This is a genomic window from Streptomyces sp. NPDC058457 (assembly GCF_042720695.1).
Lineage (GTDB): Bacteria > Actinomycetota > Actinomycetes > Streptomycetales > Streptomycetaceae > Streptomyces.
Map to the genome: position 1 here is coordinate 75,107 of NZ_JBHXLU010000033.1, position 21,449 is coordinate 96,555.

Below are 21,449 nucleotides of genomic sequence, written 5' to 3' on the forward strand. Positions count from 1 at the left end.
GTCACGGGACCGACCGCCCGGCGGGCAGGGCCGGGTCGACAACGGGCAGCAGGCAGCGGGGCGACAGCAGCCGGTGGTTCGGACGCCCTGGCCGCCGCACGGTGGCGCGGGGTCCTGGCGACCTCCGCTCTCCTCGTCGGCCGCGGTCGGCAGATGCTCGACCTGACGGTGGGCCTTGTCGGCAGCGCTACCAGTTCGGCGTTCCGGTCCGCTCATTCCAGGCGGTCAAACACGCCCTGGCCGATGCGGAGCTAGCCGTGCGGTTCGCCCGTCCGGCGGTCCTCGCGGCGGGCTGGGCGCAGGCTGCCGGCGACTCCGAGGCGGCGGTGCGGACGGCGACAGCGAAGGTCCTCGCCTCGGACGCGGCGCGTGCAGTGGCCCGTACGGCGATCCAGTGCCACGGCGCCATGGGTTACACCACCGAGTACGACCTCCGCCTGTACGCCAAGCGGGTCTGGGCGCTCGCCTCGGACTGGGGTGGCCCGGCGGAGCATCGGAAGTTCATCGCGCGGCGGCTCGGACTCACCGGGGCGGCCGACGGCATCGGCGTAGGAGCGGGACTGTGTGGGAGCGAGAACCGGACCGTGAGCGAGAACGGGGGCCAGGAGCGGACCGTGAGCGCGAGCGGGAACGGCGACGGGATCTGCCGGGACCGGGTCGTCGTGACCGGCGCCGGTCAGGGGCTGGGCCGGGAGCACGCCCTGGCGTTGGCCGCCGAGAGCGCGCGGGTCGAGGTCAACGACCTGGGCGAGACCGCGGAGGCGGTGGCCGAGGAGATCGTCGCGGCGGGCGGGACGGCGGTCGCCGACCTGGGGGACGTGAGCGACTGGGACTACACCGAGCGGCTGGTCGGCCGGGCGGTCGGGGACCCGGTGAACGCCCGGATTGTCAAAACCAGTTCGGGCGCCGGGCTGATGGGCAGCGTCGGCCAGGGCAACTACGGTGCCGCGAAGGCCGGCATCGCCGCCGTCACGGTGATCGCCGCCGCCGAACTCGCCCGTTACGGCGTCACCGTGAACGCGATCGCCCCGTCCACCCGCACGGCGATGACCGAGGCCGTCGAGGCCTTCGTCGACAAGATGCAGGTACCGGAGTCCGGCTTCGACACCATGCACCCCGGCAACATCTCGCCGCTCGTGGTGTGGCTGGCCTCCGCGGACTCCGGCGACGTGACCGGCCGGGTCTTCGAGGCCGAGGGCGGGTTGCTCGGCGTCGCCGACGGCTGGCAGCACGGTCCGCAGCGGGCACGCGGCCGCCGCTGGGCTCTCGACGAGGTCGGATCGGCGGTACGCGAACTGCTCGCCGACGCCCCGGCTCCGGCGCCGGTCTACGGGGCATGAGCGGGAGGTTCTGGACCGGACGTCCCGGCGCTGTGAGACCGACGCGGGCCACGGCCACGGGCCGACCGACGGTGGTCGACCGGCCGCGCACGCGTCCGGACGAGGCAAATTCGCGTACCGGTGAGCGGAATGCGGGGTTGGGGCGCGGAGGTCGCAGCCCTACCGTGAGCGCACCTCCATGAGGTGGGTCACACAGCCCGCCTCTGTGAGCCGCTGATGTCGGGTTCGACCGGGACCGGGAGCCGGATGGGGACCAGAGGGGGGACCGACCGCGTCGCCCTGGCCGCGGGGACGCATGCCCCGTCGCCAGGGCCCGGCCCGCGAGGACGACGCGGGCGCGCCTACGCGGACGGCACCGGCCGTGGGCAGGCACTCGTGGCTAGCGCTGTCGCGGGCGATGGCCCAGGGGTCTCCCGTGGGCCCGGCCTCACCGGGTCCGACCGGGGACCGGCCATGACGGCGGCGCTCCTGGCGTTTTCGGCCCTGTCCGCGAACCGATGTCGAACCACCAGGAAACAAGGAGCGAATCCATGGGCAACGCAGTCGTGATCGTGTGTGACATGCAGAACGACATCGCGCGCTTCCACACCGGAGGCGAGGAGATGGAACGGCTGATCACCGCGATAAAGGAGCTCACCGACTGGGCGCGGGAGCAGGGCATCACCGTTGTCTACTCCTGCGTGGGCTACCGGCCCGGCTACGTCGACGTGATCCCGCAGCTGGCGGACCAGCTCAAGCGGCACAAACTGCTGGCCGAGGGGACCTGGGGCACCGCCGTCCTCGACGGTCTGGCCCCCCAGGACGGGGACGTCATGCTGATGCGTCGCCGTAGCAGCTCCTTCTACGGCACTGACCTCGACCTCGTGCTCAAGGCGCTGGACGCCGACACGGTCATCCTGACGGGTGTGTCGACGCACCGGGTCGTGGAGTCGACGGCGCGCGACGCCAGCGACCGTGACCTGCGGGTCCTGGTCGCCTCGGACTGCTGCGGCTCCAACGATCAGGAGTTCCACGACGCGTCGCTGCGGGCGATCGCCGACTGGTTCGGCAAGGTCCACACCTCCGAGGAGATCATGAAGGAACTCGCCTCCTGACCTCCGCCACCGCCCGGCGATCCGTTCAGCGAACCGGATCGCTGGGCGTTGTGCTGCTCCGGGCCGCATCGTTCTGGTGAACGTCACAGACGACGAGGAGCAGCCAGTGAGCGCATCAAGCCCAGCGAGCCCCAGGAGCACGGTGTGGGCCGACCTTCTCGGCTCGGAGGTCCGGTGGTACGACGCGGGAGGCATCCGAACCCGGTGCATCGAGGCCGGTGACGGGCCGCCGCTGATCCTGCTCCACGGGGTCGGGGGCCACGCGGAGGCCTTCGCGCGCAACGTCGTCCCGCTCTCCGAGCACTTCCGGGTGCTGGCGGTGGACCTGCTCGGCTCCGGGCTCACCGACAAGCCGGAGGGACCGGCCGACCTGGACGCGTATCTCTCCCACATGACCGCCTTCATGGACGCCGCAGGCGTGGAGAAGGCACATTTCGGCGGGGAGTCCCTGGGCGGCTGGATCGCGATGTGGCTGGCGCTGCGCCGACCTGAGCGGGTCGACAACCTGGTGTCCATCTGTGGGGCACGGCTGAAGGTCGAGACGGACCCGGAGTCGCAGAAGTGGACCGACGCCGGCCGAGACGAACTGCGCCGGTTGACCGACCAGTTCGTGAAGGACCCCACGCGGGAGAACACGCGCCGGCGCATGGAGTGGCTCTTCCACAAGCCGGACCGCGACCTCAGCGAGGAACTGGTCGACATCCGGTGGCGCATGTACCAGCGCACCGACGCGGTCGCGTCGATGAAGGAGTCGGGGAAGATGCTCGGCAAGAACCCCGAGCGCAAGGACGGTCTGGACTTCACCCCGGACGTGCTGAAGCAGGTCTCGAACCGCACGCTGATGCTGTGGTCCTCCCACAACCCCTCCAACACCGCGGCCACCGCCGAGAGGGCCGCCGCCTACCTGCCGGACTGCGAGTTCCAGGTGATGGACGACTGCGGGCACTGGCCGCAGTGGGAGGACCCGGAGACGTTCAACCGCATCCTGGCGGACTTCCTGCCGCACTGAGGCCGCTGACGGCCGCCTTCTGGCGAACAGCGCCCGGCCTCCTTCGGAGGAGGCCTTTCCATTCACCGATCCGATTCGCTTTTGTCGGGGGGGCCCGGGTCGCACGATCGGAGAGTCGGGGATCCGGAGGATCCGCCGCTTCCCGGTCCGTCTCCCTCCCGAGCCGTACCCTTCCCGACCTGCCCGGTATCCGGGCTTCGACGCGAGGAGCACTGAAACCCATGACCGCACTGACATCGGGGCCACAGGAGTTGGTGGGTCACTCCGCCAAGCTGCTGGCCGAGGGCATGGTCGACCGCCGGATCTACAGCGATCCCGACGTCTACCGGATGGAGCAGGAGCTCATCTTCGCCCGGTCGTGGCTGGTGGTCGGCCACGACACCCAGATTCCCCGCCCCGGGGACTTCGTCGAGTCCTACATGGGTGAGGAGTCGGTGATCGTCACCCGCAACCGGGAGGGCGAGATCCGTGTCATGCTCAACACCTGCCGTCACCGGGGCAACAAGGTCTGCCGTGCCGAGTTGGGCACCACCCGCGCCTTCATGTGCCAGTACCACGGCTGGACGTACGACATCGACGGCAACTTCGTCGGCGCCCCGCAGTTCGAGAAGGTTTACGGCGACGACCTCGACAAGTCGAAGTGGGGTCTGCACCGGGCCAGGGTGGCGCTCTACAAGGGTCTGATCTTCGCCACGTTCGACACGAGCCTTCCGCCGCTGGAGGAGTACCTCGGCGACTTCACCTGGCTCCTCGACGTCAGCCTCGACCCGCGGCCCGGTGGCGTCGAGGTCGCCGGCGGCTTCCTGCGCTGGAACATCAAGACGAACTGGAAGTTCGGGGCCGAGAACTCCGCCGGCGACCTCTACCACGGCGGTACGACGCACCGCTCGGCCGTCGACATCGGTCACCGGGCGATCGCGACCGGCAAGAACGACCCCAAGCACACGACCGACGAGGAGCTCGACCCGGGCGGCACCATGATCAGCTCCTTCGGTCACGGGGTGAACTGGAGCGACCGTCGGCCCGAGCCCGAGGGCGGCGCCCCCGTCCCGCCGGACGAGACGCCGCTGGCGCGGTACCTGCGGGAGAACCGGGAGCTCACCCGGCAGCATCTCGGCGACTTCCGCAGCAGGACGATCCGGCGCTACAACGCCAACATCTTCCCCAACGCCAGCTTCCACTCCAGCGCCCAGACCATCCACATCTTCCACCCGCGCGGGCCGGGACGCACCGAGGTGTGGCTGCTCCCCCTGGTCGACAAGGCCGCCCCCCAGGACGTCAAGGACTGGGTGCGCCGGCACACCGACTCCCACTTCGGTCCCGGCGGCTTCTTCGAGGAGGACGACGGCGAGAACTGGGAGCAGGCCACCGCCGCCACCCGGGGTGTGGTCGCCTCGCGGCTGCCCTTCAACTACCAGATGGGCTTCGGGCGGGAGAAGGTGATCTCGGAGCCGGGCGTCCCGGACCGGATAGACGGCGGCTTCAACGACTACGGACAGCGCGCGCTGCTGGAGCGCTGGCACGACATGATGAGGACTCCCTGACATGGCGACGAGCAAGAGTGACCTGGTCCTCGACCCCGGCTCGGTCGGGACGCCCGACGGCGTCGTGGACGACCCCGCGCTGTACCGGCGGGTGACCGCCTGCCTGTACCGCGAGGCGTGGCTGCTGGACGACGCCCGGTTCGAGGAGTGGCTGGAGTGGATGTCGCCGGACATCCGCTACTGGATGCCGACCCGGTTCGTCCGCAAGGCGACCGAGCGGGACCTCGAGTTCGCCACTCTGGAGCGGGGCGTCTCCTTCCTAGACGAGGACTACGAGGCCCTGGCGATGCGGGTGGCCAAGACGCGCCACCGGATGTCGTGGACCGACAACCCCGCCGGGCGGACGGTGCACTCCGTCAGCAACATCGAGATCGCGTCGGTCGTCGACGGCCGGGCCACCGTCCGGTCGGTCGCGAGCGTCGAGCGCAGCCGGTTCGCCAACGAGTCCGACCGCTGGGTGTTCCGGCGCGAGGACACCATCAACATCAGCGAGGACCCCTGGAAACTGGAGGAGCGGAAGATCTTCTACCCCTCCCCGGTGCTGGAGTCGTCCAACCTGGCGATCTTCTTCTGAAGGGAGAGTGACGGACATGAAGGTCTCCGTCGACGAATGGCTGTGTGCGGGACACGGGCTGTGCGAGGCCGCTTCCCCCGAGGTGTTCGAGGTCAATGACGACGGCATCGCCGTGGTGCTCCAGGAGTCCCCCGCGGAGTCGTTGCTGCCCTCGGTCAAGGACGCCGTGCGGCTCTGCCCGGCCGACGCCATCCTCCTCAAGGAGAACTCCTGATGGGAGAACCCGTTATGACGCTTCCGATCGCGGGGCCGGCATGAGCCTGCGCGTGGTCCACCAGCGCGTGGTCGAACCCGGCGCGCAGGCGGCATGGTCGGCGTACGCGGCCGGACTGCGCGACAGCAAGGGATGCCTGGAAGCGGAGGTCTACCGCTCGCTCGACGACCCGGAGCGGTTGGCGGTGGTCGAACTCTGGGAGGACGACGGTGCGTTCGGCCGCGCCTGGGGCGAGCTGCTCGCCGAGGGCACGCTGCCGCCCGGGCTGTCCTCCAGTCCGCCCAAGAGCGTGGCCGGGGCCGGCTCGGTCTCCGAGTTCTACCGGCACGGCTACACGGACCGCGCCTCCGGCAACTGGCTTCCGACCAGCCGTGCCGACGAGGCCTGGCGGGTGGCGTGGCCGGCCCGGGGCCAGGTGCGTGTGGTCATCCAGACCAGCACCCGTCCGACCCAGGAGGAGCCGTGGCCCGGCGGGGTCGAGGCTCTGCTGGAGACCCGCCGCGAACCGGGCTGCCTGCAGTTCGAGGTGTTCGCCGGTGTCGAGTTCGAACAGGACGGCCTGCTCCTGGAGCTCTGGGAGGACCAGTCCCGGTACGACGCGCACTGGCGGCTGCGGACGCGGGTACGTGAGGCCGGCGGTGCCGGAGGCGGCGGCGCGCGACCCGTCCAGCACGAGCGCGGGCAGGGGAACAACGGGGTGGAGTTCTACCGCCACCAGCCGTTCGTCCACCTCTACGACCGCTGGCTGCCCGTCGCCCCCGAGGCCTGGTCCGACACGGTCGCCTGGCCCGACTGACACCACCGTCCGGAGGACGGCACACCACACAGCACGGAGCCCCGCGGCGCGCGCGGGGGTCCCGTCCTGGGACGGGACTCCGCACAGCGTCGGTGGTCCCGTGGCCAGGAGGGGACTCCGCGCACCGCGGCTGCCCCGCACCAGGACGGGATCCCGTGCAGACGGCGATCCCGTCCGGACGTCAAGGAGGATCCATCCATGTCGGGACTGATACCGGTCGACCGCCTCTACTCGATGGGCGTGGTCGTCCACGACCTCAAGGCGGCGACGAGGCGCTACGCCGAGCTGTTCGGCATCGACAAGTGGGAGGTACGTGACTTCGGGCCGGAGCGCGTCACCTCGGCGACGGCGCACGGGCGGCCCACCACCCCCACGTTCCGCACGGCGACCGGGACCTCCGTGCCGCCGGGTGAAGGCACTTCGCTGATGGGCAACCCGCTCATCCCGGTGACCTTCGAGCTGGTGCAGCCACTGACGGGAGAGAGCCCGTTCCAGGAGTTCCGCTTCGTCCGCGGACAGGGCGTGAGCCACCTGACCCTGGCGGTGCGTGACCGCGAGGAGTTCAGTCGGCTGCGTGCCCGGCTGGAGGCGGAGGGGCTGTCCCTGGCCGGTTCGCTGACCCTGGACGACCGTCTCGAACGGCACTTCGTCGACACCCGGTCCACGCTCGGCGGCTACCTGGTGGAGATCCAGGTGCCGCTGGCCGGGGACGGCGCGCTCGAGGTCACCGAACGCTGGGACCACTCGGGCAGCTACACCCGGCCCGAGGACAGGGAGCCGCTGGGGATCAGCGGGGTCAACCACCTCGGGATCGTCGTCCAGGACGTGATGGCCACCCTGCCCCACTACGACCGGCTCCTCGGTGTCCCCGCCTGGAAGATGCGCGACTGGCGCACCGAGAAGAACCGGCTTGAACAGCCGCACTACCGAGGCGAGTCGGTCGACCACGAGTACTTCACGGCCCGCGCCCAGATCACCGACTTCGGGTTCGAGATCATCCAGCCGACGCTCGGTCCGAGCCACTACAACCGGGAGTTCGGCGACCGCTTCGGTTCCGGCGTGCACCACCTGATGCTGCACATGACCGACGACGAGAAGGCCTGGCACGACGACCAGCAGTGGCTGATCGACGCCGGCGTCCCGCTGGCCATGGGCGCGGTGCTCTACGGAGGCGGTGTCGAGTTCGCCTACCTCGACACCGCGCCGGACCTCGGTGGCTTCGTACTCGAGAGCGTGCTGATGAAGGGCCCGCTCGACCGTGAGCTGATGAAGCCCGACTACGTCATCGACTTCTCGGCGTAGCAACCGGCCTGCAACGGGTGTGGGTCGGGGCTTGAGGAGGCCCGTCCCACACCTTTCGGTGTCATACCCCTCACCGACCGCCGCTCTCCTGGTGTCCTGTCGACCCGACCCACTGGCGGTTGATGCCCAGGGCCGTCGTGCGTACCGCCGCGGCGACCCGCTCGGGCTGGAAGCGGCTGGTCGGGCCGGTGACCGAGATGGCGCCGCGCCCGCGGCCGTGGCGGTCCAGCAGGGGGCTGGCGACACAGGTGACGCCGAGGTCGTACTCCTCTCGGTCATAGGCGACCCCGCTCTCGCGCACCCGGGCCAGCTGCTGGTGCAGGAGGCCCGGGACCGCGATGGTGTGGCGCGTGCGGCGCTCCAGCCCCTGCTCGACCACCGAGGCGAGCAGTTCCGTGCTCGAGAACGCGAGCATGGCCTTGCCCAGAGCGGTGCAGTGCAGCGGCTTGCGGTCACCGACCTCGGTGGAGGCCGTGGGGCGGCGGCGTCCGGAGATCTTGTCCAGGTACAGCACCTCCGTGCCGTTGAGGACCGCCAGGTGGACGGTCTCGTGCACGGCCTCGTAGAGATCCTCCAGATACGGGGTGGCCACCGCGCGCAGGGCCTGGCTTCGGGTGCCGGCGCCGAGCTCGAAGAGCTTCTGGCCGAGCCGGTACTCCAGTCCGTTGCGTTCGAGGATCTTCAGCTCGACGAGTTGGTTGGCCAGCCGGAAGGCGGTCGCCTTCGGCAGTCCGGCGCGCCTGGCCAGCTCGGCCAGGCCGAGCCCGGGAGCCTCCTCGCGCAGGACGTCCAGCAATGAGAAGGCCCGGCTCAGCACCGTGGTGCCGACCCTGTCGTCGGTGATCCTCATATCCGGATCGTGGGCGCGCCTTCCGCGCATGTCAAGCCTGCGGGACGTTTCGATGACGGCTGTATGACGGTCGAGGTCAGAGGCGCATCGTTCCATTGGCCGACCCGGAACGCTGGCGGTGACCGGTGCCGGATTCCTACGGTCGTGGAGCCGGGTGCGGCACCGTCCCGCCCGGCCACGACCCCCCTTGGAGGTACACCATGCTTGCCCTGGGAATCGCCCTCTCCCACTCACCGACGATGTTCGTCCCGGTCGAGGAGTGGCCCGACCTTCACCAGTCCCTGGTCGGCGACGTACCCCAGCCGAAGGCGCTCGCCCTGGAGACGCCGGAGGCCAACGTCGTCACCAAGGAGCGGATCGACGCCGGCCTGGACACCCTGAGCGCCAAGATCGCCAAAGCCGAGCCGGACGTGGTCGTGATAGTCGGGGACGACCAGAGCGAGGTCTTCGGCAAGGCGTTCAACCCCACCCTGGCCGTGTACGCCGGGCCCAAGGTCAGCGGAGTCACCCTGCGCCGCTTCCAGGACAAGCCCGGCATCAACCACGACCTCACGCTCACCTGTGACGCCGACTTCGGACTCGAACTCGCCACGGGGCTGATCGACCGCGGCTTCGACCCGGCGGTGATGAGCGAACTGCGCCCCCTCAGCCGTCCCGAGGGCCTGGGGCACGCGTTCACCCGCCCCGCCCACCGGCTCGGGATCGCCGCGGCCGACATCCCGCTGGTCCCGGTCTTCCTCAACGGCTACCACGACCCGCTGCCCACCGGGCGCCGCTGCTGGGAGCTCGGCGAGGCGCTCCGCGAGATCGCCGAGGCCAGCGACAAGCGCGTCGTGCTCGTCGCGTCGGGCGGGCTGACCCACGACCCGATGGGCCCGCGGGCCGGCTGGATCGACGAGCGGCTGGACCGGTGGGTGCTCAGCCGGATCTCGGAGGGCCGCGGCGAGGAACTCGCGCAGCTGTTCGCCTTCGACTCCGACACCCTGCGCGGCGGCAGCGGTGAGATCCGCGCCTGGGTCACCGTCGCGGGGGCGTTCGCCGGCCGTGCGGGCACGGTCGTGGACTACATCCCGCTGCACCACGCGGTCACCGGCCTGGGCCTCGCGTACTGGGAGCCCGAGGGCGCGTGAGCACCATCCCCGTTCACCGGTCCAGGCCCGTACGTCGTCTTCCGGAGGAAGCATGAGTGGCACCGAGCAGTACGTCGTCGTCGGAGGCTGCGCCGCGGGCGTCTCGGCGGCGTTCGCCCTGCGCCAGCACGGGTTCGAGGGCTCCGTGGTCCTCCTTGAGGCCGGGACGGAGGCCCCGTACCGCCGGCCGCAGCTGTCGAAGGTGCTCGGGGACACCCCGGACGCGCTTCGTCCCATCGCCGACCCCGAGTCGTACGCCGACCGGCGTATCGACCTGCGCCTCGGTACCCGGGTCGAACATCTCGACCCGGGTACCCGCACGGTGCATCTGGCCGACGGCACGTCGCTGCACGCCGACAAGGTGCTGCTCGCCACAGGGGTCGCGGCCCGCCGCCCGGATCTGCCGGGTATCGACCTGGACGGCGTACTGAGTCTCCGCGACCCCGACGACGCGCTACGGCTCGGCAAGGCGATCCGGGACGGCGGCCCGGTCGTCGTCCTGGGCGGTGGCTTCATCGGCATGGAGGTCGCCGCGGTGGCCCGGACCGCGGGCTGTGAGGTGACCGTGCTGGAGGCCGCGCCGGCGCCGATGCTGGCCGCGCTCGGCCGGGAGCTCGCCGACCTCGTCACCGCGTTCCACCGCGAACGAGGCGTCCGCGTGCTGACGGACGCCAAGGTCACGGCGTTGGACGGGAATGACGCGGTCGAGGCGGTGGTCCTCGCCTCCGGTGAGCGGATCCCCGCGACCACGGTGGTGGTCGGGGTGGGAGTCGTACCCAACGACCGGCTCGCCGCCGAGGCGGGCGTGCACTGCGACGGCGGCATCGTCGTCGACCTGCACGGGCGCACCTCCGATCCGTGGGTCTTCGCCGCCGGTGACGTCACCGTCCAGCCGCACCCGCATCTGGCCGCCGCCGGGCGGATCGAGCACTGGGACAACGCCCAGCAGCAGGGCGTCGTCGCCGCGCAGGCCATGCTGGGCGAGCTCCACGACCACGACACGGTCCCGTACTTCTGGTCCGAGCAGTACGGCCTGCAACTGCAGATGGTGGGCCGACCGCGCCCCGGCGACACACAGGTGCTCCGCAAGGACGCCACACCCAGCAAGTTCATGGCGTTCTGGCTGCGGGACGGCGGGGTCGTCGCCGCCGCCGGTCTCGACACCGTCCGTGACGTGGTGGCCGCGAGACGGCTGATCGCGCGGTCGGCCTCGTTCCCCGTCGCCCAGCTCGCGGACCCCGGCACCGACCTGCGCGCCCTCGCGCGATCGTGACCCCCACCCGCCCCGCGTTGCCGGTTGTCGGACGGCGCGCGGGGCGGGCAACGCATGTGAAACCTTCGTACAGCGAAAGACCAAGGAGGGCCCCCGTGGCCAACACCACCGTCCGGATGCTCTGCAGCGACATCTCGCACATGGCGATCGGCCATGTCTGGCGTGAGAGCGGCGTGACCCAGAAGCACGGCTTCGACCTGGTCACCCACATCGCGAACGCCGACGTTCCCGGCCAGCCCCGGGTGGAGATGGGTGAGCGCGGGCCGAAGGTCCTCGCCGGCGAGTACGACTTCATGAGCGGCCTGCACCACGACACCTACGCCTACCGGGCCCGGGGCGACAAGCGCTTCGTCTACCTCGCCCAGGCGCAGAACGACTGGGACGACGTCCTGGTCGCCTCGCCCTCGGTCGACGGCCTGAAGGGGCTCGAGGGCAAGCGGGTCATCGTCAGCACCTCCGCCCCCTGCGTCTACGGCAACTTCCGGCGGGCGCTGGCCCATGCCGGCGTCGACGTGGACGCGGTGGAGTTCGACGTCTGGAAGGAACAGGGCACCGGAGTGGCGCTGCGCGCGGTCCAGGCCGTCCTCGACGGTGAGGCCGACGCCGCCGACGTGGACATCCCCTTCGACCGCTACGGCACCCAGCGCGGCCTGCAGGTGCTCGGCCTTCCGCAGATGCCGGTGATCCACAACACCACCATCTGCGCCAACCGCGAGTGGGTGAAGCAGAACGAGGACCTCACCCGCTCGTTCCTGCGCTCGATGATCGAGACCGTGCACTTCTTCAAGACCCGTCCGAAGGACGTCTGCGACATCCTGCAGGAGCACCTGGCTCCCCAGATCGGGATCGAGGACCCCGAGGACATCGCCCACCTCCAGCGCTTCTGGTCGCAGGCACTCAGCCCCAAGCCCTATCCGCACCCCCTGGCCATCTGGAACGTCTACCAGCTCGACACCCTCAAGGACGAGCGGTCCAACCACATCGGGCCGCTCGAGATCTGGGACACCGGCTACCTGCGGGACATCGACGACACCGACTTCATCGACTCCCTGTACGGAGGGATCAAGAACACCGCCGCCCCGGCGGTGAACGCCCTCATCTGAGTCGCCTGCAGCCGCCCGGGGCCCGCGACCGCCTCCCTGCGCGAGCCCCGGGCGGCTCTATGCCCCGGATCGGCCTGATTCTCCGGGTCCGGGAGAGACGGCGCGTTTGACACAGCCGCCCGTCGTTCGTATAACGAATAATTATGCTGAACGGTGAGCAGAAGAGTCATCCGGCAACGTCCGGCGCTCCGGCACGCCAGGAGGTCATGGGCGGCCTGGCCAAAGGGCTGGCCATCCTCGAGGCCTTCTCGCCGCTGCGGCCGCGTCTCACGGTCACCGAGGCCGCGCAGTCCTCGGGAACGACCCCCGCGGCCGCGCGGCGCTGTCTGCTGACCCTGATGGAACTGGGCTACCTCAGCCACGACGGCAAGTACTACACCCCCACGCCACGGGTGATGCGGCTGACCTCCGCATGGACCGCCACCGCTGTGCTGCCCTCCCTCGCCCAACCACGCCTGATCGCGGTGCGGGACGAACTCGGCGAGTCGGCCTCGCTGGCGGTGCTCGAGGGAGGCCAGTCGCTGTTCGTCGCACGCGCCGAGGCCGCTCGCATCGCGTCGGCGGGGGTGCGGCTCGGTGCCACACTCCCCCTGCTGGGCTCGGCCACCGGACGGATCCTGCTGAGCGGATGGCCCACGGAGCAGGTCGAGGAACTCGTCGCGACGACGCCCGTCGAGCGCAAGACGTCCCACACCATCGTGGACCCCGTCGAACTGCTCGCCCGTGTCGAGGAGGCGCGCCGCGAGGGCGTCGCGTTCACCGACGAGGAACTCGACCTCGGTGTGCGCACCATGGCGGTCCCGGTGCGGGACATCGGCGGCGTCCTGCACGGGGCCATGAGCGTGAGCGCCTTCGCCGCCCAGGTGAGCCTCGCACAGATGCGCGAGGAGTACTGGCCGGTGCTCGACCGGGAGGCCAAACACCTCGGGCGGATGCTCTGACGGTGCGGACGCGGACCGAGGCGGCGCTGCAGGCCTTCGCCTACGGGCCGGTGCTCGCCGCGAGGCCGGGCACCCCGGGCAGACGCTCTGCCGACGGGGTCCCCGGGCCCACAACCGTTCCGCAGACCATCGCCGACAAGCCGCGACGCCGTGGCATACAGCCCCGTAGGGATGTATGCCACGGCGTCGCGGGCACATGGAGGTCCTGGGCGTGTGGCGGGACCTCGATGCCCTTAGGAAGTCCCCCGCCCCGCCGTCGCGGCGGGCGTGCGGTCGAAGCCGCACAGCAGGCGCAGCATCCGACGGCCGTCCTCGGGCTGCTCGTCGCCCGACCACGCGACGTGCATGTCCGGACGCACCAGTACCAGTCGCCGTTCGTACACCACCCTGGCCTCGTCGGGCAGGTCGAGCACCGTGAGCGGGATCCCGGCGTCCCGTGCGGCCTCGACCAGCCCGGCCGCTTCCGGTGCGTCGGAGCCGACCCGCAGCAGGGTCAGGCCCTGGCCCAGCCGGTCGAACACCGCGTCGCCCTCGGCGAGCCAGAGGTGCGGCAACCGGACGCCCGGCAACACGCTGGGCACGTAGCTGCCCATGCCACCCTCCTCCGCCGGCTCCAGGTCGGCGTCGGCAGCCAGCCCGGGCGAGCCGACGTAGCGGGTGCCGAGCTGGATGCCGAGGCTGTGCCACTGGGCCCGGTCGACCTCGTGCAGTCGCGAGCCGACCTGCGTGCGCAGCTCCGCCCCCTCCTCGGTGTCCTCATGGAGCCGCGGATCGGCCAGGGCGTCCTCGATGTAGCCGCCGATCGAGGCCGCGGCGCGTGAGGTCGACTCGCCCACCGACCGTCGCTCCAGGGCGTAGTCGTCGAGGAGGTCCCGGGTGCCCCACCCGGCGTGGAGCGCGGCGAGCCGCCAGCTCAGGGCCACGGCGTCGGCGATCCCCGCGTTCATCCCGAAGCCGCCCAGGTTGACCCAGATGTGGGCGGCGTCGCCGGCGAGCAGCACCCGGCCCTGACGGAACGTGTCCGCGACCATCCGGCGCGGGGTCCAGCGGACCACGTCGATGATCTCGTAGGGGAAGTCGCGGCCGACGGCCTCGCGCAGGGCGAGGTGCGGATCGGCGCTCTCGAGGTCCTGCCCCTCCCGCACCCGGGCGTGGCAAAGATACTGGGAGTGCCCGTCGAGCTGCATGAAAGCTCCGTGGTGGTGCTCACCGTGCCACCAGTACCACCACCCCGCGCGGGGTCCGGGGATCTCCAGCTTCTCGCTGCGGAAGTGGATCGACATCCGGCGGTCGCCCACCCTCGGGTCGCCCACGAACCTGGCGCCCACGGCCCGGCGCACCTCGCTGGCCCCGCCGTCGCAGCCGATCACGTACCCGGCCCGGTAGCTCACGGGCCGCCCGGTGGCCACCTCGGTCCCGTGCACCGTGACCGAGTCCTCGTCCTGCGTGAGCCGCTCGACCCGGACACCCCGCCGGACGGTGACGCTCGCGTAGCGTCGCAGTTCCTGTTCGAGGATCGGCTCCAGGTAGATCTGCGAGATCCGGTGCTGGAGTTCGGGCGTCGGCCACTCGGCCGCCTCGGGCGCGGTGCCCGCGAACACCTCGTCGGCGGAGGAGAGCCGGAAGCGGGTCAGCTCGTACCCGGTGATGCTCGTGGTGTAGACGGCGTCGGTGGCCTGGTCGCCGGGCAGCCCGGCACGCCGGATCCGGTCGGCCAGCCCCCAGCGCCGGAAGTACTCCATCGAGCGGGCGTTGGTGGTGTTGCAGCGTGGGTTGACCGTGGTGTGGGTGCTCTGTTCGAGCAGGATCACGGGAATGCCGCGCCAGCCGAGGTCGAGAGCCAGACTCATGCCGACCGGGCCGCCACCGACGATGACATAGGGCGCGTCCGGACCGGCGGAGGTCGTCGCGGCGCTGACGCCGGGGCGGTCGGCCTGCGCGGGGCGCGCCGTCGCGGGCGAGTTCCGCGGGGCCCTCATGACTCCACCGCCGAGGTGCGCGGGGGCCGGCATGCCGCGGTGCGCGCGAACTGGTTTCCAGTGGGGCGGGCAGCCCGGTGCCGCCCGCGCGGGGTGAGCCGTCGTCCCCGCCCCCGCAGCGCCGGCGGCGACGCTTCGCCCGAAGGCTCACACGGCGACGACCGCGGGCCCCGCCGGTTCAGGGACAAGGATGCTCGAACTGTTTGACAGGCCATGACTCCGAAGATAGCTTAGCGAACATATTTCGTATAGCGAAACGAGGTGCATTGTGGTCGATCAGATCCGCGTGGCGGTGGTCGGAGGGGGGATCGGAGGACTGGCCGCGGCCGGGGCCCTGCTGCACCGTGGCGTCGATGTCCACGTGTACGAGCAGGCACCCGAGCTGGGCGAGGTGGGCGCCGGCGTCCTGGTCACCCCCAACAGCCTCCGGCTGCTGGAGCGCATCGGCCTCGCCGAAGAGCTGGCCCGGGTGGGCGGGCCCGTCGGGGAGGGGTCCACCTACTACCGGCACGACGGCCAACCGGTCTCCCGGATCCTCACCGCCGACTCCAACGGCTGGAACGGCATGTACGGCATGCACCGCGCCGATCTGCTCGGGGTGCTGGCCGACACTCTCCCCGCAGAGCGCATACACACCGGTCACCAGTGTGTCGACTTCCGCCAGGACGCCGACGGCTGCACGGTGATCTTCGCGAACGGCGAGGAGGTCCGTGCCGATGTCGTCATCGCAGCCGACGGCATCAACTCCACGCTGCGCCTGCACGTCGTCCCCCCCGTGGAGGTCATCGACTCCGGATCGGTCGCCTACCGCGGTCTCGTGCCCGCCAAGGCGGTCCCGTCCTGGCGGGCGGGCGTCTCACAGCTGTGGATGGGCGAGCAGAAGCACTTCCTGACCTATCCGCTGCGCCGCGGCGAACTGATCACCTACATCGCCTTCGTGCCCTCGCAGCGGCAGGCCGCGGAGTCCTGGTCGGCGCCGGGGGACGCCGACGAGCTGCGTGCCGCGTTCGCGGGCTGGGACGAGCCCGTCACCACCCTGCTCGACGCGGTCGAGACCACTTACTGGTGGGGGCTCTACGACCGGATGCCCCTGGACCGCTGGACCTCCGCCCGGCTCACCCTGCTCGGCGACGCGGCGCATCCGATGCTCCCGCACCTCGGCCAGGGCGCCAACCAGGCGATCGAGGACGGCTTCGCCCTGGCCGCCCACCTCGCGACCGCCGCGGACATCTCCTCCGCCCTGCAGGCCTACGAGGCCCAGCGTCGCCCGCGCACCAGCCGGGTGCAGCACGAGGCGCGGCTCAACGGCCGGCGCTACGACTCCCACTTCGACGACCTCGAGGAGCGGGACAGCCAGATCACCAACACCGTCGACCTGCGACTCTGGTTGTACGACCACGACGCCGAGGTCGAGGCCCTGGGCAGGGCGTCCTCCGCCGTCCAGGCCGGCTGACCCGCGAAGGAGCCACAACATGCGTATTCAGCTGGACGACATCACCGGGGTACTGGCGATCATGCCGACCCCGGCGACCCCGGACGCGTCGGATCCTTCCGTGCTCGACACCGTCGACCACGAGGAGTCACGCCGGGCCGTCGACGCCCTGATCGCCGACGACGTCGACGCCGTGATGATCACCGGCACCTTCGGTGAGTGCGCCACGCTCACCTGGGACGAACACCGGGCCTTCGTGACCACGGTGGTCGAGCAGGCGGCCGGCCGGGTGCCGGTGTTCGCCGGCGCGACCACGCTCAACACGCGCGACACCATCGCGCGGGCCAGGGTCTTCGCCGACATCGGCGTTTCAGGGCTGCTGCTGGGACGTCCCATGTGGTCGCCCTGCGACGACTCCGCGGTGGTCGGTTTCTACCGTGACGTGGCGGCCGCCGTCCCCGACCTCGGCATCGTCGTCTACGACAACCCGGTCTCCTTCGGCGGCAAGATCTCCCCGAAGGCCTACGCCCAGCTCGCCGCCATCCCTCAGGTGATCGCGGCGAAGTACCCGGTCCTCGGCCCGTCCTTCCTCGCCGATCTCGACGCCATGGCGGGCCGGATGCGACTACTCCCGGTCGAGCGAGACTGGTACTACACCTGGCGCTGGGCGCCGAACGCAATGACGGCGTGCTGGAGCGGCAGTGCCTCCTGCGGCCCCGCCCCCGCGATCGCCCTGCGGGACGCGATCCGCGAGGGACGCGCCGAGGACGCCGAGGCCATCGCCCGTGGCTACCGCCATGCCGCGCAGACCTTCTTCCCCCAGGGCAGCTTCGAGTTGTTCTCCAAGTACAACGTGCAGCTGGAGAAGATCCGGATCGACGAGGCCGGCTATCTGCACGCCGGTCCGAGCCGCCCCCCGTACGTGGAGTGCCCCGACGCGTACGCAGAGGGGGCCCGTGAGTCCGGCCGGAGGCTGGCCGCGCTGCACCGCCGGTACGCCGCCGTCCCCACCGCCGCGCGATGACGGCCACGGCGCACGAGTCCGTGGGGACACTGCTGCACCTCGTCGGCGGGTCGCACGAGGAGGGGCTCGGCACCTTCGACGTGCGCGATCCCGGTCGCCCCGACGACGTGGTCGCCGTCGTCGCCGACGGTGGCGCGGCGGAGGTGGACCGTGCCGTCGCCGCGGCCCGCGCCGCGGGTCCCGGCTGGGCCGGCACCGCCCTCTTGGAGCGGATCGCCAGGATCGAGGCCGGGCTGGAGACGGTGTCCGGCGCCGTCGACGACCTGGCGGAGACCCTTGCCCGTGAGAACGGCGCCCTGCGGCGGGAGGCCCGGCTGGACATCGACCGCAGCATCGCCCTCTTCCGCAGCATGCTCGAGCTCGCCCCGGCCCACCTCGAACCCGTCGTGCTGGACAGCGCGGCCGACCGCGTGACCATCCACAAGAAGCCGGTCGGCGTGGTGGGCATCGTGGTGCCCTGGAACTCCCCCATGGTGCTCGCCGCGAGCAAGGTCGCTCCGGCCCTGGTCACCGGCAGCACCGTGGTGGTCAAACCGTCCCCGGAGGCCCCGGTGGCGCTGACCCGGGCGCTGGCGCTGCTGGCCCGCTCCCTGCCGGACGGCGTCCTCAACGTGGTCAACAGCACCGGCGACGCCGGCCCCGCGCTGACCGCCCACCCGGATGTGCGCAAGATCTCCTTCACGGGCAGCACCCAGGTCGGCCGGCAGGTCATGGCCGGCGCGGCGGGCACCCTGAAGCGGATCAGTCTGGAACTGGGTGGCAACGACCCGGCGGTGCTGCTCGACGACATCGACGTCGAGTCCGTGGTCGGACCGCTGGCCGCGGGCGCGTTCACCCGCGCCGGGCAGATCTGCTTCGCGGTGAAACGGGTGTACGTCGCACGCTCACGGCACGACGAGTTCGTCGAGGCGCTGCGCGCGCACCTGGCCGGCTTCACCGTCGGTCACGGCCTCACCGACGAGGTGTCCTTCGGCCCCGTCATCAACCAGGCCCAGGCCGGCCGGCTACGGGAGCTGGTCGACCGTACCCGCGCGAGCGGGGCGAGCGTGGCCGAGCTGGGGTCGCTCACCGACGAGGCGGCCACGAGCGGCGGCGCCTATCTCCTGCCGACCCTGGTGACCGACATCGGCCAGGACGCCGAACTGGTCGCCACGGAGCAGTTCGGGCCGGTGCTCCCCGTACTCCCGTACGACACCGTGGACGAGGCGGTGGCGCTGGCCAACGACAGTGAGTTCGGGCTCGCGTCCTCGGTGTGGGCGACGGATGTCGACCGCGCCGGCGAGGTGGCGCTGCGGCTGGAGGCGGGATGCACCTTCGTCAACAGCCACAACCTGTGGTCGTTGTCGTTCGCGATGCCCTTCGGAGGCGTCAAGCAGAGCGGCATCGGCCGTGAGCGTACGGCCCTCGGGCTGCAGGAGTACGTAGAAGACCATGCGATCCGCTGGATCAAGCCGAGCGGTTCCTGAGCCGAGAAACAGGAGACGAGGACGTGACGACAGACGACGAGCTCGCCGAGTTCCGTCGGGGCATCGCCGAGCAGCGTGAGCCGCTGCCCCGCGGCAACAAGCAGGCGCGGATGGTCATCCGGGGGGCCGATCTGAAGTGGTACACCCCGCCCGGCCACAACCCCTCGCATCTCGCGCCGGTGCTGGGCACACCCATTCGCTCCTTCGAGCTGTTCATGCAGGAGCTGCCCCCCGGTATGGCCTCGGACATGCAGCAGCACCATCACGAGGCGGTGCACTGCATCCTGTCCGGCAGCGGGTACAGCGAGATCGGTGACCAGCGCTGGGAGTGGGAGGCGGGTGACTTCGTCTGTGTGCCGCCGATGGAGTGGCACCGCCACTACAACGGCAGCGACGAGCACCCGGTGCGGATGCTCCTGGTGGAGAACTCCCGGCTGCTGGATGCCCTGGGCCTGAACTACCGGGCCTCGGAGGGTTTCATCACCTGGGCGGAGCTGGTGGAGCGGCAGCGCAGCAACACGGATCAACAGGGGTCTTGACGCACCCCTCCGGATCCAGCGACCGACGGGGCGCGTCCACAGCGCCCCGCCGCGGGTGTGTCACCCCCACCGGTCGCTCTCGGCGATGACCGAGAGGCCGCCGGCGCGTTCTCACTCGCGATCTCCGCATCGGGGAGGACGAGCCGCACCCGGCCGCTCGGTGTGCCAATGGTGCTGCGCCGGCCAGGACACAGCAGCGCGCGAGGCCCGCCACCGGAAGCCCGAACGGTGTCTTGACGTCACAAGTCATCCGTGATTAGTCTGAAAAAACTTTCGGAATACGAAAAAAGGAGCCCGAGGTGAGTCAGACCACCGTCCAGCGCGGGGTCGAGACGGATCGCGCCTGGGTGTGCCTGTCGCACAGCCCCTTCATGACCCTTCCCGGCAACCAGGACGCGGGGCCCGAGTACCGCGCCGCCGTCGAGGACGTGAAGAAGTTCATCGCCGACTTCGCACCCGACCTGGTGGTGATGTTCGCGCCCGACCACATGAACATGCTCATGGAGGTCCGGCCCCCGTTCACCGGCGTCCTGTCCGGCTCGACCCTGCCCGAGTTCGACATCCCGAGGATTCCGCTCACCGTCCATCCGCTCGCCGCCGAGGTCTACGCCTCCGTCGTGCAGAACGGCGTCGACCTCGCGGTCGGCGAGGGGGTCAGTGCCGACCACGGCACGGGGCTGACACTGCTGCAGCTCTTCGACGAGCCGGGCGCGGTGCCGCTGCTGCCCGTCGTGGTGAACGCCATCGGCTTCCCGCTCTTCCCGGTCTCCCGGGCGGTACGTCTCGGAGAGGCCTTCGGACAGGCGCTCGCGGCACGCGAGGAACGCGTCCTCTACATCGGCACCGGTGGCCTGAGCCACCACCCGCCGTTCCCCGAGCCCCAGCCCGGCGCCCGGCGCTTCGACCCCGAGCAGCGCGCGGCCTCGCTGGCGACGGCCCTGGACTATCTCGATCCGGAGTGGGACCAGGCGCTGCTGGCCGGCATGGCGGAGGGACAGGCGGACCTGTTCGCCCGTGTCGAGCAGCCCGAGATCGACCCGCGGGGCGGCGGCGCCAACGAGATCCGCACCTGGGCCGCGGCCTGGGCGGCAGGCGGCTCCACACCGGCCACCTACACCTCGTACGAACTGGTCGAGAAGTGGATCACCGGGATGGGCGTGGCCTTCGGATCGGGCCGCCGGCCCGTGAGCAGCTGAGGCAGGAAAGGTGCCCCCCATGAATTCCGTCGTCAACGAGCTCGGCAAGGACACCGTCGAGCACACCCTCGACCAGGTCGACCCGCGCGCCATGGCCCTGCAGTGGAGCATCGCGCAGTTCCTGTACCGCGAGGCCGACCTGCTCGACGAGCGCCGCTTCGACGAGTGGCTCACCCTGCTCCACGACGACGTCGAGTACCAGGTGCCGATCCGCCGCAACGTCCACTCCGGCGACCTGGCCCGCGAGAACACCCGGGCCGGCCGGGACGCGATGTGGTTCGACGAGGACAAGCGCACCCTGACGATGCGGGTGACCCAGCTGAACACCGGCGAGCACTGGGCCGAGGAACCGGTATCCCGGGTCTCGCACCTGGTCACCAACATCCGCCCGGTCCTCGTGGCCGAGGACCGGGTCGAGGTCACCAGCCGTTTCGTGGTCCAGCGCAACCGCGTCGACACCGAGAGCGACCTGTTCGTCGGGCGGCGCCTCGACACGCTCGTACCCGCCGCGGGCTCGTGGCTGGTCCGCAAGCGGGTGGTGCTGGTCGACCAGAGCGTGCTCCTCGCCAAGAACCTGACGATCTTCCTGTGAATCATGCCGAGGCGCACCCGACGGGACGGGCAGCGGCTGAGCAGAAATGAG

General features: G+C 70.8%; 20 protein-coding genes and 1 pseudogene. 19 read left to right on the plus strand and 2 right to left on the minus strand.

Annotated features, from left to right (window positions below; translation table 11 throughout):
- Nucleotides 1–101: 101 nt before the first annotated feature.
- From ACFWPS_RS25455 to ACFWPS_RS25495, 9 genes and pseudogenes are all read left to right on the plus strand, one after another.
- Nucleotides 102–458: pseudogene (locus tag ACFWPS_RS25455) on the plus strand (acyl-CoA dehydrogenase family protein); the annotation flags it as partial.
- 156 nt (nt 459–614) lie between these two features.
- On the plus strand, nt 615–1,340 hold the full coding sequence (locus ACFWPS_RS25460) for an SDR family NAD(P)-dependent oxidoreductase (protein ID WP_383708495.1): 726 nt from the start codon (nt 615–617) through the stop codon (nt 1,338–1,340).
- Nucleotides 1,341–1,870: 530 nt separating this feature from the next.
- Nucleotides 1,871–2,434, plus strand: a complete 564-nt coding sequence (locus ACFWPS_RS25465; RefSeq protein ID WP_383708468.1) for a cysteine hydrolase family protein — start codon at nt 1,871–1,873, stop codon at nt 2,432–2,434.
- A gap of 106 nt (nt 2,435–2,540) precedes the next feature.
- A complete protein-coding gene (locus ACFWPS_RS25470; RefSeq protein ID WP_383708469.1) occupies nt 2,541–3,443 on the plus strand; it encodes an alpha/beta fold hydrolase in 903 nt (300 codons plus the stop codon).
- A gap of 221 nt (nt 3,444–3,664) precedes the next feature.
- A complete protein-coding gene (locus ACFWPS_RS25475; protein ID WP_383708470.1) occupies nt 3,665–4,987 on the plus strand; it encodes an aromatic ring-hydroxylating dioxygenase subunit alpha in 1,323 nt (440 codons plus the stop codon).
- A 1-nt stretch (nt 4,988) separates the two neighbouring features.
- Nucleotides 4,989–5,561, plus strand: coding sequence for an aromatic-ring-hydroxylating dioxygenase subunit beta (locus ACFWPS_RS25480; RefSeq protein WP_383708471.1), 573 nt, complete (start codon nt 4,989–4,991; stop codon nt 5,559–5,561).
- Between the two features lie 16 nt (nt 5,562–5,577).
- A complete protein-coding gene (locus tag ACFWPS_RS25485) occupies nt 5,578–5,775 on the plus strand; it encodes a ferredoxin (RefSeq protein WP_383708472.1) in 198 nt (65 codons plus the stop codon).
- Between the two features lie 40 nt (nt 5,776–5,815).
- Nucleotides 5,816–6,571, plus strand: a complete 756-nt coding sequence (locus ACFWPS_RS25490; RefSeq protein WP_383708473.1) for an antibiotic biosynthesis monooxygenase — start codon at nt 5,816–5,818, stop codon at nt 6,569–6,571.
- A gap of 198 nt (nt 6,572–6,769) precedes the next feature.
- Nucleotides 6,770–7,873, plus strand: coding sequence for a VOC family protein (locus ACFWPS_RS25495; protein ID WP_383708474.1), 1,104 nt, complete (start codon nt 6,770–6,772; stop codon nt 7,871–7,873).
- A gap of 70 nt (nt 7,874–7,943) precedes the next feature.
- Here ACFWPS_RS25495 and ACFWPS_RS25500 read toward each other — a convergent pair whose 3' ends face one another.
- On the minus strand, nt 7,944–8,723 hold the full coding sequence (locus tag ACFWPS_RS25500; protein WP_383708475.1) for an IclR family transcriptional regulator: 780 nt from the start codon (nt 8,721–8,723) through the stop codon (nt 7,944–7,946).
- Nucleotides 8,724–8,923: 200 nt separating this feature from the next.
- Here ACFWPS_RS25500 and ACFWPS_RS25505 point away from each other — a divergent pair, with 200 nt between their 5' ends.
- The 4 genes from ACFWPS_RS25505 to ACFWPS_RS25520 all read left to right on the plus strand — a co-directional run bounded on the left by ACFWPS_RS25505 (nt 8,924) and on the right by ACFWPS_RS25520 (nt 13,170).
- The gene (locus tag ACFWPS_RS25505; protein ID WP_383708476.1) at nt 8,924–9,853 is read left to right on the plus strand and encodes a hypothetical protein; all 930 of its coding nucleotides are present in this window, start codon (nt 8,924–8,926) and stop codon (nt 9,851–9,853) included.
- Between the two features lie 52 nt (nt 9,854–9,905).
- Entirely contained in the window at nt 9,906–11,126 is a 1,221-nt protein-coding gene (locus tag ACFWPS_RS25510) for an NAD(P)/FAD-dependent oxidoreductase (RefSeq protein WP_383708477.1), read from the plus strand.
- 95 nt (nt 11,127–11,221) lie between these two features.
- Nucleotides 11,222–12,229 carry an ABC transporter substrate-binding protein gene (locus tag ACFWPS_RS25515; protein ID WP_383708478.1) on the plus strand — a complete coding sequence of 336 codons (1,008 nt, stop codon included), beginning with the start codon at nt 11,222–11,224 and terminating at the stop codon, nt 12,227–12,229.
- 206 nt (nt 12,230–12,435) lie between these two features.
- The gene (locus ACFWPS_RS25520) at nt 12,436–13,170 is read left to right on the plus strand and encodes an IclR family transcriptional regulator C-terminal domain-containing protein (protein ID WP_383708479.1); all 735 of its coding nucleotides are present in this window, start codon (nt 12,436–12,438) and stop codon (nt 13,168–13,170) included.
- Between the two features lie 233 nt (nt 13,171–13,403).
- Here the strand turns inward: ACFWPS_RS25520 and ACFWPS_RS25525 are convergent, their stop codons facing one another.
- Nucleotides 13,404–15,149: an FAD-dependent monooxygenase gene (locus ACFWPS_RS25525; protein ID WP_383708480.1), complete on the minus strand. Its 1,746-nt coding sequence runs from the start codon at nt 15,147–15,149 to the stop codon at nt 13,404–13,406.
- Between the two features lie 268 nt (nt 15,150–15,417).
- On the opposite strand from ACFWPS_RS25525, the gene ACFWPS_RS25530 reads away from it, so the two are divergent.
- The 6 genes from ACFWPS_RS25530 (at nt 15,418) to ACFWPS_RS25555 (ending at nt 21,398) form a co-directional block, all read left to right on the plus strand.
- Complete coding sequence (locus tag ACFWPS_RS25530; RefSeq protein ID WP_383708481.1) at nt 15,418–16,602, plus strand: FAD-dependent monooxygenase; 1,185 nt, start codon at nt 15,418–15,420, stop codon at nt 16,600–16,602.
- A gap of 19 nt (nt 16,603–16,621) precedes the next feature.
- Nucleotides 16,622–17,605, plus strand: coding sequence for a dihydrodipicolinate synthase family protein (locus tag ACFWPS_RS25535; RefSeq protein WP_383708482.1), 984 nt, complete (start codon nt 16,622–16,624; stop codon nt 17,603–17,605).
- Nucleotides 17,602–19,071 (plus strand): aldehyde dehydrogenase family protein, encoded by a 1,470-nt coding sequence (locus ACFWPS_RS25540; RefSeq protein ID WP_383708483.1) that lies wholly within the window; start codon nt 17,602–17,604, stop codon nt 19,069–19,071. The genes ACFWPS_RS25535 and ACFWPS_RS25540 overlap by 4 nt, the downstream gene beginning before the upstream one ends.
- Nucleotides 19,072–19,094: 23 nt before the next feature.
- Nucleotides 19,095–19,610, plus strand: a complete 516-nt coding sequence (locus ACFWPS_RS25545; protein WP_383708484.1) for a cupin domain-containing protein — start codon at nt 19,095–19,097, stop codon at nt 19,608–19,610.
- A 299-nt stretch (nt 19,611–19,909) separates the two neighbouring features.
- Entirely contained in the window at nt 19,910–20,806 is an 897-nt protein-coding gene (locus tag ACFWPS_RS25550; protein ID WP_383708485.1) for a hypothetical protein, read from the plus strand.
- A gap of 19 nt (nt 20,807–20,825) precedes the next feature.
- Nucleotides 20,826–21,398: a 3-phenylpropionate/cinnamic acid dioxygenase subunit beta gene (locus tag ACFWPS_RS25555; protein ID WP_383708486.1), complete on the plus strand. Its 573-nt coding sequence runs from the start codon at nt 20,826–20,828 to the stop codon at nt 21,396–21,398.
- Nucleotides 21,399–21,449: the final 51 nt, after the last annotated feature.

Bases quoted from the DNA above. Each gene is read 5' to 3' on its own strand.
- ACFWPS_RS25480 (WP_383708471.1), top strand. From the start codon at position 4,989: ATGGCGACGAGCAAGAGTGACCTGGTCCTCGACCCCGGCTCGGTCGGG.
- ACFWPS_RS25510 (WP_383708477.1), top strand. From the start codon at position 9,906: ATGAGTGGCACCGAGCAGTACGTCGTCGTCGGAGGCTGCGCCGCGGGC.
- ACFWPS_RS25475 (WP_383708470.1), top strand. From the start codon at position 3,665: ATGACCGCACTGACATCGGGGCCACAGGAGTTGGTGGGTCACTCCGCC.
- ACFWPS_RS25505 (WP_383708476.1), top strand. From the start codon at position 8,924: ATGCTTGCCCTGGGAATCGCCCTCTCCCACTCACCGACGATGTTCGTC.
- ACFWPS_RS25525 (WP_383708480.1), bottom strand. From the start codon at position 15,149: ATGAGGGCCCCGCGGAACTCGCCCGCGACGGCGCGCCCCGCGCAGGCC.
- ACFWPS_RS25495 (WP_383708474.1), top strand. From the start codon at position 6,770: ATGTCGGGACTGATACCGGTCGACCGCCTCTACTCGATGGGCGTGGTC.
- ACFWPS_RS25540 (WP_383708483.1), top strand. From the start codon at position 17,602: ATGACGGCCACGGCGCACGAGTCCGTGGGGACACTGCTGCACCTCGTC.
- ACFWPS_RS25555 (WP_383708486.1), top strand. From the start codon at position 20,826: ATGAATTCCGTCGTCAACGAGCTCGGCAAGGACACCGTCGAGCACACC.
- ACFWPS_RS25535 (WP_383708482.1), top strand. From the start codon at position 16,622: ATGCGTATTCAGCTGGACGACATCACCGGGGTACTGGCGATCATGCCG.
- ACFWPS_RS25465 (WP_383708468.1), top strand. From the start codon at position 1,871: ATGGGCAACGCAGTCGTGATCGTGTGTGACATGCAGAACGACATCGCG.
- ACFWPS_RS25520 (WP_383708479.1), top strand. From the start codon at position 12,436: ATGGGCGGCCTGGCCAAAGGGCTGGCCATCCTCGAGGCCTTCTCGCCG.
- ACFWPS_RS25500 (WP_383708475.1), bottom strand. From the start codon at position 8,723: ATGAGGATCACCGACGACAGGGTCGGCACCACGGTGCTGAGCCGGGCC.
- ACFWPS_RS25490 (WP_383708473.1), top strand. From the start codon at position 5,816: ATGAGCCTGCGCGTGGTCCACCAGCGCGTGGTCGAACCCGGCGCGCAG.
- ACFWPS_RS25485 (WP_383708472.1), top strand. From the start codon at position 5,578: ATGAAGGTCTCCGTCGACGAATGGCTGTGTGCGGGACACGGGCTGTGC.